The organism is Paraburkholderia sp. GAS348, from assembly GCF_050434205.1.
Lineage (GTDB): Bacteria > Pseudomonadota > Gammaproteobacteria > Burkholderiales > Burkholderiaceae > Paraburkholderia.
This window is the reverse complement of record NZ_JBNPVT010000017.1, coordinates 78,381-95,041: the sequence shown is the minus strand read 5'-3', so window position 1 is coordinate 95,041 and position 16,661 is coordinate 78,381. Positions and strand designations below refer to the sequence as shown.

At 61.9% G+C, this 16,661-nt stretch carries 14 protein-coding genes and 1 pseudogene; 9 read left to right on the top strand and 6 right to left on the bottom strand.

Annotation, left to right across the window (positions count from 1 at the left end; genetic code table 11):
* Positions 1-4 precede the first annotated feature (4 nt).
* The gene (locus tag P3T22_RS24300) at positions 5-1,003 is read left to right on the top strand and encodes a GlxA family transcriptional regulator (RefSeq protein ID WP_429326372.1); all 999 of its coding nucleotides are present in this window, start codon (positions 5-7) and stop codon (positions 1,001-1,003) included.
* Between the two features lie 123 nt (positions 1,004-1,126).
* Positions 1,127-2,062 carry a choline ABC transporter substrate-binding protein gene (locus P3T22_RS24295; RefSeq protein ID WP_429326371.1) on the top strand — a complete coding sequence of 312 codons (936 nt, stop codon included), beginning with the start codon at positions 1,127-1,129 and terminating at the stop codon, positions 2,060-2,062.
* Position 2,063: 1 nt separating this feature from the next.
* Here P3T22_RS24295 and P3T22_RS24290 read toward each other — a convergent pair whose 3' ends face one another.
* Positions 2,064-3,146 carry a GlxA family transcriptional regulator gene (locus P3T22_RS24290; protein ID WP_063498998.1) on the bottom strand — a complete coding sequence of 361 codons (1,083 nt, stop codon included), beginning with the start codon at positions 3,144-3,146 and terminating at the stop codon, positions 2,064-2,066.
* Between the two features lie 226 nt (positions 3,147-3,372).
* Here P3T22_RS24290 and P3T22_RS24285 point away from each other — a divergent pair, with 226 nt between their 5' ends.
* The 7 genes and pseudogenes from P3T22_RS24285 to P3T22_RS24255 form a co-directional block, all read left to right on the top strand.
* On the top strand, positions 3,373-4,767 hold the full coding sequence (locus tag P3T22_RS24285; protein ID WP_429326370.1) for an L-serine ammonia-lyase: 1,395 nt from the start codon (positions 3,373-3,375) through the stop codon (positions 4,765-4,767).
* A gap of 46 nt (positions 4,768-4,813) precedes the next feature.
* On the top strand, positions 4,814-6,058 hold the full coding sequence (locus tag P3T22_RS24280) for a sarcosine oxidase subunit beta family protein (RefSeq protein WP_063499000.1): 1,245 nt from the start codon (positions 4,814-4,816) through the stop codon (positions 6,056-6,058).
* A gap of 17 nt (positions 6,059-6,075) precedes the next feature.
* Entirely contained in the window at positions 6,076-6,402 is a 327-nt protein-coding gene (locus tag P3T22_RS24275; RefSeq protein WP_429326369.1) for a sarcosine oxidase subunit delta, read from the top strand.
* The gene (locus P3T22_RS24270; protein ID WP_429326368.1) at positions 6,399-9,401 is read left to right on the top strand and encodes a sarcosine oxidase subunit alpha family protein; all 3,003 of its coding nucleotides are present in this window, start codon (positions 6,399-6,401) and stop codon (positions 9,399-9,401) included. The genes P3T22_RS24275 and P3T22_RS24270 overlap by 4 nt, the downstream gene beginning before the upstream one ends.
* Positions 9,391-10,047: a sarcosine oxidase subunit gamma gene (locus P3T22_RS24265; protein WP_429326367.1), complete on the top strand. Its 657-nt coding sequence runs from the start codon at positions 9,391-9,393 to the stop codon at positions 10,045-10,047. Before P3T22_RS24270 ends, P3T22_RS24265 begins: the two co-directional genes overlap by 11 nt.
* A 60-nt stretch (positions 10,048-10,107) precedes the next feature.
* Positions 10,108-10,371, top strand: a complete 264-nt coding sequence (locus P3T22_RS24260) for a hypothetical protein (RefSeq protein ID WP_063499004.1) — start codon at positions 10,108-10,110, stop codon at positions 10,369-10,371.
* A 19-nt stretch (positions 10,372-10,390) separates the two neighbouring features.
* Positions 10,391-10,627, top strand: a pseudogene (locus P3T22_RS24255) (hypothetical protein); the annotation flags it as partial.
* A 105-nt stretch (positions 10,628-10,732) separates the two neighbouring features.
* Here the strand turns inward: P3T22_RS24255 and P3T22_RS24250 are convergent.
* The 5 genes from P3T22_RS24250 to P3T22_RS24230 all read right to left on the bottom strand — a co-directional run bounded on the left by P3T22_RS24250 (position 10,733) and on the right by P3T22_RS24230 (position 16,613).
* Positions 10,733-11,344: a HigA family addiction module antitoxin gene (locus P3T22_RS24250; protein WP_429326366.1), complete on the bottom strand. Its 612-nt coding sequence runs from the start codon at positions 11,342-11,344 to the stop codon at positions 10,733-10,735.
* 131 nt (positions 11,345-11,475) lie between these two features.
* Positions 11,476-13,203, bottom strand: coding sequence for a choline dehydrogenase (betA, locus tag P3T22_RS24245; protein ID WP_429326365.1), 1,728 nt, complete (start codon positions 13,201-13,203; stop codon positions 11,476-11,478).
* A 12-nt stretch (positions 13,204-13,215) separates the two neighbouring features.
* Positions 13,216-14,685: a betaine-aldehyde dehydrogenase gene (betB, locus tag P3T22_RS24240; protein ID WP_429326364.1), complete on the bottom strand. Its 1,470-nt coding sequence runs from the start codon at positions 14,683-14,685 to the stop codon at positions 13,216-13,218.
* 39 nt (positions 14,686-14,724) lie between these two features.
* The gene (gene betI, locus P3T22_RS24235; RefSeq protein ID WP_063499010.1) at positions 14,725-15,312 is read right to left on the bottom strand and encodes a transcriptional regulator BetI; all 588 of its coding nucleotides are present in this window, start codon (positions 15,310-15,312) and stop codon (positions 14,725-14,727) included.
* A 110-nt stretch (positions 15,313-15,422) separates the two neighbouring features.
* Positions 15,423-16,613 (bottom strand): YncE family protein, encoded by a 1,191-nt coding sequence (locus tag P3T22_RS24230; RefSeq protein WP_429326363.1) that lies wholly within the window; start codon positions 16,611-16,613, stop codon positions 15,423-15,425.
* Positions 16,614-16,661 lie beyond the last annotated feature (48 nt).

Sequence of the window (16,661 nt, the reverse complement as noted above, 5' to 3'; positions counted from 1 at the left end):
GCCTATGAAGCGCGACGCGATCGCCCCTGTCGAGCCCCAAGCCGATTCGCCGCTGTCCGGGCTCGCGCACTTCGGCTTTCTGACACTGCCGAACTTTTCGATGATCGCTTTTACGAGCGCGGTCGAGGTGTTGCGCATGGCCAACTACGTGGGCCGCGCGCAGCACTACACGTGGTCGGTGATTACACCGGACGGCGAGCCGGCGCGAGCGAGCAACGGCATCACCGTGAAGCCGACCACGACACTGGCCGTTGCGGGCATGCCGGATGTGCTGATCGTCTGCGCGGGCTGGCATGTGCGCGACTACGTGGACGATACGGTCATCGCATTGCTGCAAGACGTGGCGTCGAAAGGGATTCCGCTTGGCGGCATTTGTACGGGACCGTACGCGCTGCTGGCTGCGAACCTGCTCGATGGTTATCGCTGTACCGTGCATTGGGAAGACATGTCGCCACTGCACAAAAGCTACCCGCACGTGCGTTTCGCCGATGAACTGTTCGTGATCGACCGCGACCGGATGACCTGCACCGGCGGCACTGCGCCGCTCGATCTGATGTTGAAACTGGTCGGCATGCGCCTCGGCCATGCGGTCGCGGCGCAAGTGTCCGAGCAGTTCATTGTTGAGCGGATTCGTGGTTCGACCGATTATCAGCCTATTCCCGTCGACGCGCGGGTTGGTTTTTCGCGGGCGGAATTGATCGAAGTCGTGCGGTTGATGGAGGCGAATATCGAAGAGCCGTTGTCGCTCGAAGAGCTCGCGCGGCTCGTGCATCTCTCGCAACGTCATTTGCAGCGCATGTTCAAGATGTTTCTGAGCGTATCGCCGACGCACTATTATCTGACCCTGCGTTTGCGTCGTGCGCGTGAACTGTTGCGCAATACGGATGCGTCGATCGCGCGAGTGACGGCCGTTTGTGGCTTTCATTCGCCGTGTCATTTCAGTAAGGCCTATCGCGCGCAGTTTGGTCACGCGCCGAGCGTCGAGCGGCGCCTGTCGGCGTGAACGAGTTGGCATCCATGAGTTGGTATGAATGTAGTTGGTATGAATGAAGTCGGTGTACAAAATCGCGCCTGGAAAATCCGCTTAATAGAACCATTCAAGCATCAATCACCCTGAGGGAACGCCATGAAACGTCTGTGGGCTGCGTCGTTGTGCGCGCTGTCGGTGTCGTCTGTCTTTGCCACGGAACCTGCCACCTGCCGGGACGTCCGGTTCGCCGACGTCGGCTGGACCGATATCGCGGCGACTACCGGTCTCGCCTCGACGGTGCTCGAAGGGCTCGGCTACAAGCCGACCAAAACCATCGCCTCGGTGCCGATCACCTTCGCGGGTGTGAAGAGCAAGCAGATCGACGTGTTCCTCGGCTACTGGTCGCCGACCATGGATCCGATGATCGATCCGTTCAGGAAGGCCGGCCAGCTCACCGTGCTGCCCACGCCGAACCTGACCGGGGCGAAATACACGCTCGCCGTGCCGGACTACGCGTACCAGGCGGGCATCAAAACCTTCACCGACATCGCGAAGAACTACGACAAGCTCGACGGCAAGATCTATGGCATCGAACCGGGTAACGACGGCAACGCGCTGATCAAGAAGATGATCGACAGCAACCAGTACGGCCTTGGCAAGTTCAAGCTGGTGGAGTCGAGCGAGGCGGGCATGCTGGTCGAGGTGAATCGCGCGATTCGCGACAAGAAGCCGATTGTGTTTCTCGGCTGGGAACCGCATCCGATGAACGTGCAGATGAAGATCGACTATCTGTCCGGTGGCGACGACGTGTTCGGCCCGAACTATGGCGAAGCCAAAGTGCTGACGGTCACGCCGAACGATTACTCGACGCGTTGCCCGAACGTCGCGAAGCTGGTGTCGAATCTGCACTTCACGACCGATATCGAGAACCACGTGATGCTGCCGATCATGAACAAGACCGATCCGAACAAGGCGGCGAAGGATTGGCTGAAGGCGAATCCGGGTGTGCTCGACAAGTGGCTGGCGGGCGTGAAGACCTTTGATGGGAAGGATGGCTTGCCGGCGGTGAAGGCTTATGTCGCGGGGCAGTGAATCAAATCGCCTGAGCCCGCCCCGGAAAGGTCTCGTCATAGCCTGAGCCGTTATCGACTTCTGCCGCCGTACCGCGTTGCTCGCGGTACATCATCGGCGGCAAGCCGAACTGCTTGCGGAATTCGCGGCCCAGATGCGAGGCATCGGAAAAGCCGCAGCTCGACGCGATATCCGCCACCGTCTTATCCGAACTCGTCAGCAACCAAGCCGCAGTGCGCAAACGCACTTGCTTCGCGTAGGCCTGCGGCGCCTTACCTGTTTGCGCCTTAAACAGCCTTTCGAGTTGACGCGGCGACAGATCGAGCTTGCGCGCCAGTTCATCGAGCGGCAACGAGCGCCCCACATGCTGTTCCATCAGCAGAATCGCGCGTTTCACCTTCGGATGCGCGGCAGGCGCCAATCCCGGCGGATGCGGCTGCGGCGCATTACCCTTCTGCATATCGTCGACCAGCAGAATCCGCAGCGCCTTTTGCACCGTGGCCGTTTCGAAGTGGCGCAACAGAATCGCGGCCGCCACGTCGATCGAGGCCCGCCCACCCGAACACGTAATGCGCCGACGGTCGATCACGAACAGCCGGTCCGCCACCAGCGCCTCCTCATTGACCGCCGGAAAGCGCTCGATGAAATCCCAGTAGTGAAACCAGCTCACGCAGATGCGGTGGCCTTCCAGCACGCCCGCGCGCATCAGTGAAAACACGCCGGTGCACATGCCGACCAGCGTTGCATCGGTAGCGGCGGCGCGGCGGATGAAGGCCAGCGTCGCGTCGCTTGCTGCCGGCCCGGAATGCAGCAGGCCGCCCACCACGACGACGTAATCGAACGGTTCTGCGTTCTCGAACGTTTCCCACGGCGTGATCTGGATCCCGCAACTCGCGCGCACCGGAGCGAGGGTTTCCCCTATCACGCTCCACGAACAGCGCACGGGCTTGCTGAAGTCGCCTTCATCCGCGGACAGGCGCAACAGGTCGACGAAACCCGAGAACGCCGTCAGCGTGAAGTTCGGCAGCAGGATGATGCCGAAGCGGATGCGCTGCTTCGAGGGGCCGTCGATTGATTGAAGGGGGAGCGGTTCAGCGGAATTCATGCATGCAGCCAGCAAGGGAGAGGATTAAATCAAGCATAGCATCGGAGACAGGGACCATTTCGTCGGAGCCGCGCATTGTGGCCGCGCTTGGAGCGAGGCCCGCTTGACGCCACTATCCCACTGTCATGCCGTTTTTATTCTATCGCTCCAATTTGACGTGCGGTGCAATAGGGGCTAGTTGAAACCAAACCCGGCAACCCAGGCATCGCAACGTATAAGGCACGCCATGAACGTCAGCGTCTTCGATCTGTTCAAGATCGGCATCGGTCCCTCCAGCTCGCACACCGTCGGGCCGATGATCGCTGCGTGCCGCTTCGCCTCGCATATCGAAGACGCCAATCTGCTGAGCTTCGTGCGCCGCGTCAAGGTCGAACTGTTCGGCTCGCTCGGCGCGACCGGCAAGGGACACGGCACGGACAAGGCGGTGCTGCTCGGCCTCGAAGGCAATCTGCCCGATCTGATCGACCCCGACGTGATCGAACCGCGCCTGCAGGCGATTCGCGAAACAAAGCAACTGGTGCTGCTCGGCAAGCACCCGGTCAAATTCGACGAGCGCGAACACCTCGGCTTCTTCCGCAAGCTGATGCCGGGCGCACCGGGCTCGAGCATCGTGCATCCGAACGGCATGCGTTTTCAGGCTTTCGACGAAAACGGCCAACTGCTGGTGGAGAAAGAGTATTACTCGATCGGCGGCGGCTTTGTGATCAATCGCGAAGGCGACCGCGTCAATGGGCTGCGCGCCGGTGCGGAAGTGCCGTTTCCATTTCGCACCGGCGACGATCTGATGCGTGTGTGCCGCGAAACCGGTTTGTCGATCGCGGAGGTGACGCTGCGCAACGAATGCGCGTCGCGTACCGAACAGGACGTGCGCGAAGGGTTGCTGACGATCTGGCGCGTCATGTCCGCCTGCGTCGAACGTGGCTGCAAGGTGCGTGGCGAGTTGCCCGGCCCGATGCACGTGAAGCGCCGCGCCGCTGACCTGTGCGCGCAATTGCGGTCGCGTTCGGAAGAGTCGCTGCGCGATCCGCTGTCGATGCTCGACTGGGTCAATCTCTACGCGATGGCCGTGAATGAAGAAAATGCCGCGGGCGGCCGCGTCGTCACGGCGCCGACCAACGGCGCGGCCGGCGTGATTCCCGCCGTGCTGCATTACTACGTGAAGTTCATGCATGCATCGAACGACGAGGGCATCGTCACCTTTCTTCTGACGGCTGCGGCGATCGGCATCATCTACAAGGAAACCGCTTCGATCTCGGGCGCCGAAGTGGGCTGCCAGGGCGAGGTAGGCGTGGCCTGCTCGATGGCTGCGGCGGCGCTCGCCGCCGTGATGGGCGGCACGCCCACGCAAGTGGAAAACGCCGCCGAAATCGGCATGGAACACAACCTCGGCATGACCTGCGACCCGGTTGGCGGCCTCGTGCAGATTCCCTGCATCGAACGTAACGCGATGGGCGCGATCAAGGCGCTGAACGCCGCGCGCATGGCGATGAAGGGCGATGGCCAGCACTACGTGTCGCTCGACAACGTGATCAAGACCATGCGCGAAACCGGCGCCGATATGAAGACCAAATACAAGGAGACGTCGCGCGGCGGCCTCGCCGTGAACGTCATCGAGTGTTGAACGAGTCAAGAAGCAAAGAGTAACAACGGGACCCAAAGGACCAACAATGAGCCGCTATTCGATATTCAGCCTGTTGCGCAACGGGATGTCGTATCACGAGAACTGGGAGCGTCAGTGGAAGAGCCCGGAGCCTAAGCGTGAATACGATGTTGTGATCGTCGGCGGCGGCGGGCATGGACTCGCCACTGCCTATTACCTCGCGAAAGAGCATGGCGTGCGCAATATTGCCGTGCTGGAGAAAGGCTGGATCGGCGGCGGCAATACCGCGCGCAATACGACGATCGTGCGCTCGAACTACCTGTGGGACGAATCGGCCGCGCTCTACGAAAAGGCGATGAAGCTGTGGGAAGGTCTGTCGCAAGACCTGAACTACAACGTGATGTTCAGCCAGCGCGGCGTGATGAACCTCGCGCACACGTTGCAGGATGTGCGTGACACCGAGCGTCGCGTGAATGCAAACCGCTTGAACGGCGTCGACGCCGAATTCCTGACGCCTGAGCAGATCAAGGAAATCGAGCCGACTATCAATCTGAACAGTCGCTATCCGGTGCTCGGTGCGTCGATTCAGCGCCGTGGCGGTGTTGCGAGGCATGACGCAGTTGCGTGGGGTTTTGCACGCGGCGCGGATCAACATGGTGTGGACATCGTCCAGAACTGCCAGGTCACCGGCATTCGCCGCGACGGCAGTCAGGTGGTTGGCGTGGATACCACGAAGGGCTTCATCAAGGCGAAGAAGGTCGCGGTGGTGGCAGCGGGTAACACGTCCACGCTAGCCGATATGGCCGGCATCCGCTTGCCTTTGGAGAGTCATCCTTTGCAGGCCTTGGTCTCTGAGCCGATCAAACCCGTCGTCAATACGGTGGTGATGTCGAACGCGGTGCATGCGTACATCAGCCAGTCCGACAAGGGCGATCTGGTGATCGGCGCAGGCGTCGATCAATACACGGGCTTTGGTCAGCGCGGCAGTTTCCAGATCATCGAAGGCACGCTCGAAGCGATCGTCGAAATGTTCCCGGTGTTCTCGCGCGTGCGGATGAACCGCCAGTGGGGCGGCATCGTCGACGTGTCGCCGGATGCGTGTCCGATTATCAGCAAGACCGACGTAAAGGGGCTTTATTTCAACTGCGGTTGGGGCACGGGTGGCTTCAAGGCGACGCCTGGTTCGGGCTGGGCCTACGCGCACACGATTGCGAGGGACGAGCCGCATCCGTTGAACGCGCCTTTCTCGCTGGACCGTTTCTATACCGGTCACCTGATCGACGAGCACGGCGCGGCCGCTGTTGCCCACTAACACTGACGGAGAACCAGATGTTGCTGATCGAATGCCCGTGGTGCGGGCCACGCGCCGAAACCGAATTTTCTTGCGGCGGCGAAGCTGACATTGCCCGTCCGCTCGATACCGACAAGCTCACTGACAAGGAATGGGGCGACTACCTGTTCATGCGCAAGAATCCGCGTGGCGTGCATCGCGAGCAATGGATGCACACGCAAGGATGCCGCCGCTGGTTCAAGGCGCAGCGCGACACGGTGAGCTACGAGATTCAGGGCTACGAGACGTTCGAACGTCCGCTGCTCACAATGAACTGCGATGAGGTTAAAGCGCAAGACAAGGCACACGAGGGCAAAGCATCATGAGCCAGAAAGACCGACTCCCCAGCGGCGGGCGCATCAACCGCGCAATCGTACTGAACTTCACGTTCAACGGGCGCAAGTATCAGGGCTATCAGGGTGACACGCTCGCGTCCGCGCTGCTCGCGAACGGTGAGCACTTCGTGGCGCGTAGCTGGAAGTACCACCGGCCACGCGGCATCGTAACGGCGGGTGTGGAAGAGCCGAACGCGATCGTGCAGCTCGAAACCGGCGCGTACACGGTGCCTAATGCGCGTGCGACTGAAGTGGAGTTGTATCAGGGACTCGTCGCGACCAGCGTGAACGCGAAGCCGAGCATCGAGAAAGACCGCATGGCGATCAACCAGAAGTTCGCGCGCTTCATTCCGGCAGGCTTCTACTACAAGACCTTCATGTGGCCGCGCAAGTTCTGGCCGAAGTATGAAGAAGTGATCCGCGATGCGGCCGGCCTCGGCAAGGCGCCCGAGCAAACCGATGCGGACCGCTACGACAAGTGCTTCGCGCATTGCGACGTGCTGGTGGTCGGCGGTGGCCCGACGGGTCTGGCGGCCGCGCATGCGGCGGCTTTGTCCGGCGCACGCGTGACGCTGATCGACGATCAGCCGGAACTCGGCGGTTCGCTGCTGTCGTGCCGCGCGGAGATCGACGGCAAACCGGCGCTGCAATGGGTTCAAAAGATCGAGGATGAGCTGCGGCAGATGCCCGACGTGAAGATCCTGTGCCGCAGCACCGCATTCGGATACCAGGACCATAACCTCATCACCGTCACGCAGCGGCTCACGGAACATCTGCCGGTGTCGCAGAGAAAGGGCACGCGCGAACTGATGTGGAAGATCCGCGCGAAACGCGTGATTCTCGCAACAGGCGCGCATGAGCGGCCGATCGTGTTCGGCAACAACGATCTGCCGGGCGTGATGCTGGCTTCGGCCGTCTCCACCTATCTGCATCGCTATGCAGTGCTGCCGGGCCGCAATGCCGTGGTGTTCACGAACAACGACGACGGCTACCAATGCGCTCTGGATCTAAAGGCCGCAGGCGCCCAGGTGACGGTCGTCGATCCGCGCGCCGGTGAATCGAAGGGCACGCTGCCCGCGCTCGCACGCCGCTACGGCGTCAACGTGATGAACGGCGTGGCCGTGACAGCGGCGCACGGCAAGCTGCGGGTTGCGTCGGTCGATGTGGCGTCGTATTCGAACGGACAGGTCGGTGCCAAACAAAACGCGCTGCCCTGCGATCTGCTCGCAATGTCCGGCGGCTGGAGCCCGGTGCTGCACCTGTTCGCCCAATCGGGCGGCAAGGCGCACTGGCATGACGGCAAGGCCTGCTTCGTGCCGGGCAAGGCGATGCAGCCGGAGACGAGCGTCGGCGCGTGTGCCGGCGACTTCACGCTGGGATCGGGGATTCGCTTCGCGGTCGACGCCGGTGTCGAGGCGGCGCGCGCGGCTGGCCATATCGTTGCGCGGCCGAACCCGGTACAAGTGGCCGAGATTACCGAAGCGAAGATGCAACCGCTGTGGCTCGTTGGCGGCCGCGAACTCGCGACGCGCGGGCCGAAGCAGTTTGTCGACTTTCAGAACGACGTGTCGGCGGCCGATATTTTTCTGGCGGCGCGCGAAGGCTTCGAATCCGTCGAGCACGTGAAGCGCTATACGGCGATGGGTTTCGGCACCGATCAAGGCAAGCTCGGGAATATCAACGGCATGGCGATTCTCGCGCAGGCACTCGGCAAGACGATTCCCGAAACGGGCACGACGACGTTTCGTCCGAACTACACGCCGGTTACGTTCGGTACGTTTGCAGGCCGCGAGCTGGGTGAGTTTCTCGATCCGGTACGCAAGACGGCGGTGCACGAATGGCACGTGGAAAACGGCGCGGCGTTCGAGGACGTCGGCAACTGGAAGCGTCCCTGGTACTATCCGAAAGCGGGCGAAGACATGCATGCCGCCGTGGCGCGCGAATCGCTGGCAGTGCGCACGAGCGTCGGCATTCTCGACGCCTCGACGCTCGGCAAGATAGATATTCAGGGCCCCGATTCCGCGAAGCTGCTGAACTGGGTCTACACGAATCCGTGGAGCAAGCTGGAAATCGGCAAATGCCGCTATGGCCTGATGCTCGACGAAAACGGCATGATTTTCGACGACGGCGTGACGGTGCGTCTCGCCGACCATCACTACATGATGACGACCACCACGGGCGGCGCCGCGCGTGTGCTCACGTGGCTCGAACGCTGGTTGCAAACCGAGTGGCCGGACATGCGCGTGCGGCTTGCTTCCGTGACGGATCACTGGGCAACCTTCGCCGTGGTCGGCCCGAACAGCCGCAAGGTCTTGCAGAAGGTCTGTCACGACATTGACTTTGCGAACACGGCATTTCCATTCATGAGCTATCGCGAAGGCACCGTGGCGGGCGCGGCGTCGCGCGTGATGCGGATCAGCTTCTCGGGCGAACTGGCTTATGAGGTCAACGTCCCCGCGAACGTCGGCCGCGCGGTGTGGGAAGCGCTGATGGCCGCTGGCGCGGAATTCGACATTACGCCGTATGGCACGGAGACCATGCACGTGCTGCGTGCGGAGAAGGGCTACATCATCGTCGGCCAGGATACGGACGGTTCGATGACGCCGTACGATCTCGGCATGGGCGGCCTCGTCGCGAAGTCGAAGGACTTTCTCGGCAAGCGTTCATTGACGCGAACGGACACCGCGAAGGCCGGGCGTAAGCAGCTGGTCGGGCTGCTCCCGGACGATCCTTCGTTCGTGATTCCCGAGGGCTCGCAGATCGTTGCCGGCCCGTTCCAGGGCGATACCGCACCGATGCTCGGCCACGTCACGTCGAGCTATTACAGCCCGATCCTGAAGCGCTCGATTGCGATGGCGGTGCTGAAGGGCGGTCTCGACAAGATCGGCGAAACGGTCACGATTCCGCTCGCGAGCGGCAAGCAGATTGCAGCCAGGGTCACCAGCTCGGTGTTCTACGACAGCGAAGGAGCACGTCAACATGTGGAATGAAACAAGAGGGACGGTGTCGGCGGTGGATCGCGCAGTCGGCAAGCAAACCGGTGTGTGGCAGGAGTCGCCGCTGGTGGGTGCGGATGCGTTGCTGAAGAAGCATCAGGCGACGGCGTCGGCGGCGTTCCGATTGAGCGAGCGGCCGTTTCTGGAACTGGTGAATCTGCGTGGCGACACGCGCGACGCAGCGTTCATGCAAGCGGTGGAGGGCGTGATCGGCTGCCGGCCGCCCGAGAAGGCGAACACGATTGCGCGCGGCAATGGCTACGACATGCTGTGGCTCGGACCCGATGAGTGGTTAGTGCGCTCGGCAATGGCGCACGACGCGACCCGTGCCGCGCCGTTGCTGGCAAAGTTCGGCGCGGCATTTGCGGGCGTGTTCGCGTCGGCGGTGGATATCGGCAGCGGCTATACGGTGCTCGAGATCAGCGGCACGCGCACGCGTGACGTGCTGGCGCGCGGTTGCCCGCTCGATCTGCACCCGAAATTGTTCGGTGAAGGGCAGTGCGCACAGAGTCATTATTTCAAGGCATCGATGACGTTGGTGCCCACGGGTGCGGACAGTTTCGATATCGTCGTACGCCGTAGTTTTGCGGACTACTTCGTCAAGATCATGCTCGATGCGGCCGAGCCGCTGATGTCGTGAAGCGCGGCGAGTGGTGTCTTGCCGAGGCATCGCTCGCGGCTCTTCCGGCCGCTGACTGACATGACGTCGACACGTCTAGCCACCGCGCGTCTCACCGAGCGCGCGTGCCAACAGGGCGATGCCCATGCCGCGCTTGCGCTGCTCGATCAGAGCATTGTGTTACGGCATCGGCGCATCGCCTTGATCCGCTATCTCCTCGCGCAGCAGTTGGGCGCACCGCTGCAGTCGCGGCATCACGAATACGTTGAGAAAATCGCCGCTCGTTTGAGTGCGGATGCGCTTGCGCGGATCGCCGGCGCTGCGCGTGCACGGCTGCGACCTTAAGGGGCGATTTCGTGCGTGCATGGCCTCAGCCACGAAGCGCTGTTTCGCCATTTACACGGCTTCGACGCGAAAATGCGGCTCTCGCGCGAGCGCTGCCGCAAGACTCGAGCGACTGCCGTTCTCCGGATATCACCGGATCCTCTTCATCATCATCGCGATCGCATTCTTTTTCGACTCGGTCAATCTCGGCACGATGACCTTCGTGCTCGGCTCGATCAAGACCGAGTTCCATTTGTCGACCGCGGCGGCGGCTCTCAATGATCCGACCTGTCAAAACGGCACTTTTGCACGCGCCAGATACATGCGGCCAGGGCGGACGTAAACGGCCCGGAGGCGGTTTCATGTTTGAGCTCTCGGGCGCCTATGCGGCGTGCGCCAGTTCTGGGAACGCCTGGATCTTGCGATGCGGTCGCTGCTGCGCCTGCCATAGGTCATAACGCGCCTGCATGATGGTCCACATCTCCGCTGAGGTGCCCAGCGCAGCGCCGAGCAGCACAGCCATGTCTGCTGAAATTCCGGCATGACCGTTGAGAATCCTTGAGAGCGCCGCTCGCGTGACGCCAAGCCTCTCAGCAACAATTGTGACGCTGAGATCGCCCAGGTACTCGCGCAACACCAGTCCAGGGTGCGCCGGGTTATGCATTGATGTCATCGTGGAATCCTTAGTGATAGTCCTGATGTGATAGTCCTGATAATCGACAAGAACAGCATCCGTCCCCTCAAAGAAGAACGTGAGACGCCAGTTCCCGGTTATCCAGATAGACCAATGGCCTTCGATATCCTGCCCCTTCGGGTTCTTCCCGGAAAGCTGATGCAGCCGCCATGGCACTGCGTTCATATCCGCCGGTCCTGTCGCAGCGTGGAGCGCTGTCAGGCGAATCCGAAGCTTCTCAGCGTGGGCGGCCGTGATCCCTTTTTTGGAGCCCGTCAGGAAGAACTGCTCCAGCCCTTTGTGTCTGAAGGTCTTGATCATTCGTATAGTGCATAGTAACGCTATACGAAATGCAAGTGACCTGAACGGATGCCAGATCCTAACCGTTGGCGCCAAACTCGTGGACTTGCCGCGCGTTGCCTTTGCCACTCAACTTCAGGCGCGTGCGGGCCTTATGCCCCGGAGGACGCCCCCAAGGGGATAACGTGTTTTTGCCCTTTGGACGTTGGCCGCAAATGCGTCACGCTCGCTCCATTCGCCACGAAGTAAGGCGTCTCCACCCGCGCCAGCGCCTCCCGTCCGCGAATCCGATCGGCGATCTTCTCCGCCAGCATGATCGTCGGCGCGTTCAGATTGCCGGTTGTGATCTGCGGCATGATCGACGCATCGACGACGCGCAGCGCATCGAGCCCATGCACGCGGCCCTCGCTATCCACCACCGCCATATCGTCATAACCCATCTTGCACGAGCAGGACGGATGAAACGCGGTCTCCGCACGCATTCGCACGAACGTGTCGAGTTGCTTGTCGGTGGTCAACTCCACACCCGGATTCAACTCGCGGCCGCGATAACGATCGAGTGCCGGTTGCCGCATGATCTCGCGCGTAATGCGGATCCCGTCGCGGAACTCACGCCAGTCGAGCGGATCGGCCATGTAATTGAACAGGATGCTCGGATGCGCTGCAGGATCGCGTGACGTTAGCTTCACGCGGCCACGGCTTGGCGAACGCATCGAACCGACATGCGCCTGAAAGCCGTGCATTTTGATCGCGTTCGAACCGTTGTAGTTGATCGCGACAGGCAGGAAGTGATACTGGATGTTCGGCCACAGATCATCGTCGCGGGTACGGATGAAGCCGCCCGCTTCGAACTGATTGCTCGCGCCAATACCCGTGCCGTTAAGCATCCATTCAAGCCCAATAGCAGGCTGATTCCACCATTGCAACGCGGGGTACAGCGAAACCGGCTCCTTGCATTCGTACTGGATATACATCTCCAGATGGTCCTGCAGGTTTTCGCCGACGCCAGGCAGATCGTGCACGAGCGGCACGTCGAGTTCGCGCAGCCACGTCGAGCGGCCCACGCCTGAGCGTTGCAGCAATTGCGGCGAGGCAATCGCGCCGCTGCACACCAGCACTTCGCGACGTGCATGCGCAGTGACAGCATTGCCATGATGCAGATACGCGACGCCAATCGCGCGCTTGCCCGAGAACAGTACGCGATCGGTCATGGCATGCGTCACGATGGTCAGATTCGGACGCGTCTTCGCGCGATCCAGGTAACCGCGCGCGGTGCTGGCGCGCCTGCCGTTCGCCGTGACCGTGCGATCCATGGGGCCGAAGCCTTCCTGCTGATAGCCGTTCAGATCGTCGGTACGCGGAAAACCCGCCTGCACGCCGGCCTCGACCATCGCGGCGAACAAGGGATTGTTGCCGGGCTTGCTCGTCGTCACATGGACCGGGCCGTCGCCACCGTGGTACGCGTTCGCGCCGACATCGCGTGTTTCGGCTTTGCGGAAGTACGGCAGGCAATCCAGATAGGTCCAGTTCTCCAGCCCGGGGCGTCCTGCCCAGCCGTCGTAATCGAGCGCATTGCCGCGGATGTAACACATGCCGTTGATCAGCGACGAACCGCCGAGCCCCTTGCCGCGTCCGCACTCCATGCGACGGTTGTTCATATGCGGTTCGGGATCGGTTTCGTACGCCCAGTTGTAGCGCCGCCCCTGCAACGGATAGGCAAGGGCCGCTGGCATCTGCGTGCGAAAATCGAAACGGTAGTCGGGGCCGCCTGCTTCGAGCAGCAGCACGGTCACGTCCGCGTCTTCGGTCAGGCGCGAGGCGAGCACGTTGCCCGCCGAACCCGCGCCGACGATGATGTAGTCGTATTCGTTCGAAGCCATCGCTACCCCTCCTTAGAATACCGGTTGATAAGGGCCGAGTTCCACCTGCACGGACTTGATGCGCGTGTAGTGTTCGAGTGTGGTGATGCCGTTCTCGCGGCCAACGCCCGATTGCCTGTAGCCGCCCACCGGCATTTCCGCGGGCGACTCGCCCCAGGTGTTGATCCAGCAGATACCCGCTTCGAGACGATGAATCACGCGATGCGCACGCGCCAGGTTCTCGGTCACGACGCCCGCAGCAAGACCGTAAGCGGTGTTATTTGCACGCGAGATCGCTTCGTCTTCGTCGTCGAAAACGAGGATGCTCATCACTGGGCCGAAGATTTCTTCGCGCACGATACGCATGTCGTCATGGCAGCCGGTGAAAACCGTCGGCTCGATGTACTGGCCGTTGCGGAAGTGGCCTTCTGTCAGCCGCTTGCCGCCGGCAATGAGCCGCGCACCTTCCTGCAGACCGCTTTCGATGTAGCCCAGCACTTTCTGCAATTGCGCGGCGCTGACCAGCGGGCCGAAGTTGGTGTCGGCGTCAGTGGGTGCGCCGACGCGAATCCGCTTTACACGCTCCAACACCAGCGATTCGAACCGTTCCAGCACGCTACGCTGCACGAAAACCCGTGTGCCGTTTGTACAAACCTGACCGGAGCTGAAAAAATTGGCGCTCATCGCGATGTCGGCGGCGCGTTCGAGGTTGGCGTCGTCGAAGACGAGCAGGGGGGATTTGCCGCCCAGCTCCATGGTTACTTCTTTCAACGACGAGGCGCCTGCCAGCGACATGACCTTCTTGCCTGTTTCAACGCCGCCGGTGAACGAAATTTTTTCGATGCCGGGATGCGCCGCGAGCATCGCACCCACGCGTCCGTCGCCTTGTACGACGTTGAACACGCCGGCCGGTACACCGGCTTCGGTATAAATCTCAGCGAGTTTCAAAGCGGACAGTGGCGTGATTTCGCTCGGCTTGAAGATCATCGCATTGCCGGCCGCCAACGCGGGCGCCGATTTCCAGCACGCGATCTGGATCGGGTAATTCCACGCGCCGATACCTGCGCATACGCCCAGCGGTTCACGCCGCGTATAAACAAACGACGACGGCCGCAATGGGATCTGCTGACCTTCGATGGCGGTCGCCAATCCTGCGTAATACTCGATCACGTCTGCGCCCGTGACGATATCGACAGCGCGGGTCTCAGCGATCGCCTTGCCGGTGTCGCGTGTTTCGAGCGCGGCGAGTTCGTCATTGCGCTCGCGCAGGATCTCGACCGCGCGGCGCAGGATGCGCGAACGTTGCATGGCCGTGAGCGCCGCCCATTCGCGTTGGCCGTCGCGCGCGGATTGCACCGCGCGATCGACGTCGGCCGCCGAAGCTTGTTGCACGGTCGCGAGCGTTTCGCCGGTGGCGGGGTCGAGCGTGTCGAAAGTCTCGCCACTGGTCGCGTCGACGTGGGCGCCGCCTATATAGAGGCGTTGCGTTGCGAATACCGCCATGACTTGCTCCTTTTCTGAAAATGCCGCTCTGGGTGCGTTCTAGTTGCGTGCTTCCAGCAGCAGATCGATGTAGTCGTTTGCTACGCGCAGCGCAGCCTTCGTATCGAAGGGCTCGCCGGATAACGCGCCGCGCAGCCATAGCCCGTCGATCAGCGCCGCCAGGCCGCTTGCCGCACGGCGTGCCGCAGGACGCGGCAGTGCTTTAGAAAAATCCGCGCACAGATTCGAGTTCAAGCGCCGCGTGTTCACGTATTGAAGCCGCCGCAATTGCGGCTTGTGCATGCTTTCGGACCAGAAGGCGAGCCACGTTTTCATGACCGGGCTGCTGGTCTGCTCGGCGTCGAAATTCGCCGCGACGACCGCGCGCAGTTTCGAGCGGGGATCCGCCTTCGCCGCGCGGCGCCTGCGCGACGTGGCTTGCCACAGATCGCGCAGCACGTGGCGCATGGTGGCTTCGAGCAAACCGTCCTTGTCGCCGAAATAATGGCTGACGATGCCGGTGGAAATGCTCGCGCGCTGCGCGACCGAAGCCAGCGTCGCACCGGCGAGGCCGGTTTGGTCGATAGTCAGCAAGGTTGCGTCGATCAACTGGGCGCGGCGGATTTCGCGCATTCCAAGTTTGGGCATGATGCTAGAGGGGGCAGGCGCAGGCACGCCGCCCAAGTATTCGATGGGCCATATTAGTTTTTTTATATTGAACGGTCAATCAATAAAAACGGGCTGTATCGATGAAGTCGTCAACGCATATTCCCGGTGTGGCCAAGTGAATAACGCCCGGGCTGCGGCCAGACGGTGAGCCCGTGCGGTTCCGCGCCCACCGGAATGGATTTGACGGAGCCGGTCGTCGTATCGATCGCGTAGACAACGTCATCGAAGCGGCCGGACAGCCACAGCATCTTGCCATCCGCGCTGACATTGCCCATGTCGGGACTGCCGCCGCCCGGAATCGGCCAGTTCGCGACGACCTTGCGCGTGGCGAAGTCGAGCACCGACACGCTGCCCTTGCCATGTCTTGGTCCGTGCACGAGATTGGAGCCGCGATTGGACACGTAGAGCCGGGTGCCGTCGCGGCTCGGGTACAGGCCGTGCGTACCGACGCCGGTCTTGATGAAGCCGATCTTCGTGAAGCTGTCGCCGTCGACCACGTGGACGCCGTCGGCCATCATGTCGGCGACATAGAATACCTTGCCGTCCGGCGAGATGCGGATGTCCTGTGGCATGCCCTTCCTGTCGAGTTCGAGGTAGCCGACGACCTTGCGGTTGACGAGATCGATCTTGGCCAGCTTGCCGCCGAATTCGCAGGTGAAGAGCGCGTACTTGCCATCGATCGAGAAATCGGCGTGATTGATGCCCTTGCACTGCGGCACTTCGAGACTCGATTTCAGCGCCATCGTGTGCGCATCGCGAAAGTCCAGTCGCGCGTGCGCTTCCGCCACCACGATCGCTTCCTGGCCGTCCGGCGTGAAGTACATGTTGTAGGGATCGTCGACCATGATCGGTTTGCCGGGATGGCCGGTCTTCGGATCGATCGGGGTCAGGCTGCCGTCAGGGCGGCCTTCGGCGTTGTTGGCCACCCACAGCGTCTGCAGATCCCATGCAGGGACGACGTGCTGGGGACTGAAGCCGACGTGAAACCTGTCGACCACCTTGAGCGTCGCCGGATCGATCACGTAGACGTCGTTCGAACGCAGGTTCGGCACATAGACACGCGGCAACGCGCTGGCGACCGCTGGGCTCATATGGCCGGCACCCGCTTCGCTGTACAGGTTATCGGGGTTCACCACGGGCGGCATGCCGGCCACCGTTGCGACAGCCGACGCAGCCGACGCAGCCGACGCAGCCGATGCAGCGCCGGCGGCGCAGAAACCGGCCAGCGCGATGGCGACGGCCGTTGCAACGCGTGAAAAGTGGGGAGCACACAATTGCATGGCGAATTCCGTTATCGAGTGAATGGGGGAATCGGGGACGGAAGCAGG

Bases quoted from the DNA above. Each gene is read 5' to 3' on its own strand.
- P3T22_RS24285 (WP_429326370.1), top strand. From the start codon at position 3,373: ATGAACGTCAGCGTCTTCGATCTGTTCAAGATCGGCATCGGTCCCTCC.
- P3T22_RS24275 (WP_429326369.1), top strand. From the start codon at position 6,076: ATGTTGCTGATCGAATGCCCGTGGTGCGGGCCACGCGCCGAAACCGAA.
- P3T22_RS24300 (WP_429326372.1), top strand. From the start codon at position 5: ATGAAGCGCGACGCGATCGCCCCTGTCGAGCCCCAAGCCGATTCGCCG.
- P3T22_RS24260 (WP_063499004.1), top strand. From the start codon at position 10,108: ATGACGTCGACACGTCTAGCCACCGCGCGTCTCACCGAGCGCGCGTGC.
- P3T22_RS24250 (WP_429326366.1), bottom strand. From the start codon at position 11,344: ATGATCAAGACCTTCAGACACAAAGGGCTGGAGCAGTTCTTCCTGACG.
- P3T22_RS24265 (WP_429326367.1), top strand. From the start codon at position 9,391: ATGTGGAATGAAACAAGAGGGACGGTGTCGGCGGTGGATCGCGCAGTC.
- P3T22_RS24270 (WP_429326368.1), top strand. From the start codon at position 6,399: ATGAGCCAGAAAGACCGACTCCCCAGCGGCGGGCGCATCAACCGCGCA.
- P3T22_RS24295 (WP_429326371.1), top strand. From the start codon at position 1,127: ATGAAACGTCTGTGGGCTGCGTCGTTGTGCGCGCTGTCGGTGTCGTCT.
- P3T22_RS24230 (WP_429326363.1), bottom strand. From the start codon at position 16,613: ATGCAATTGTGTGCTCCCCACTTTTCACGCGTTGCAACGGCCGTCGCC.
- P3T22_RS24280 (WP_063499000.1), top strand. From the start codon at position 4,814: ATGAGCCGCTATTCGATATTCAGCCTGTTGCGCAACGGGATGTCGTAT.
- betI (WP_063499010.1), bottom strand. From the start codon at position 15,312: ATGCCCAAACTTGGAATGCGCGAAATCCGCCGCGCCCAGTTGATCGAC.
- P3T22_RS24290 (WP_063498998.1), bottom strand. From the start codon at position 3,146: ATGAATTCCGCTGAACCGCTCCCCCTTCAATCAATCGACGGCCCCTCG.
- betA (WP_429326365.1), bottom strand. From the start codon at position 13,203: ATGGCTTCGAACGAATACGACTACATCATCGTCGGCGCGGGTTCGGCG.
- betB (WP_429326364.1), bottom strand. From the start codon at position 14,685: ATGGCGGTATTCGCAACGCAACGCCTCTATATAGGCGGCGCCCACGTC.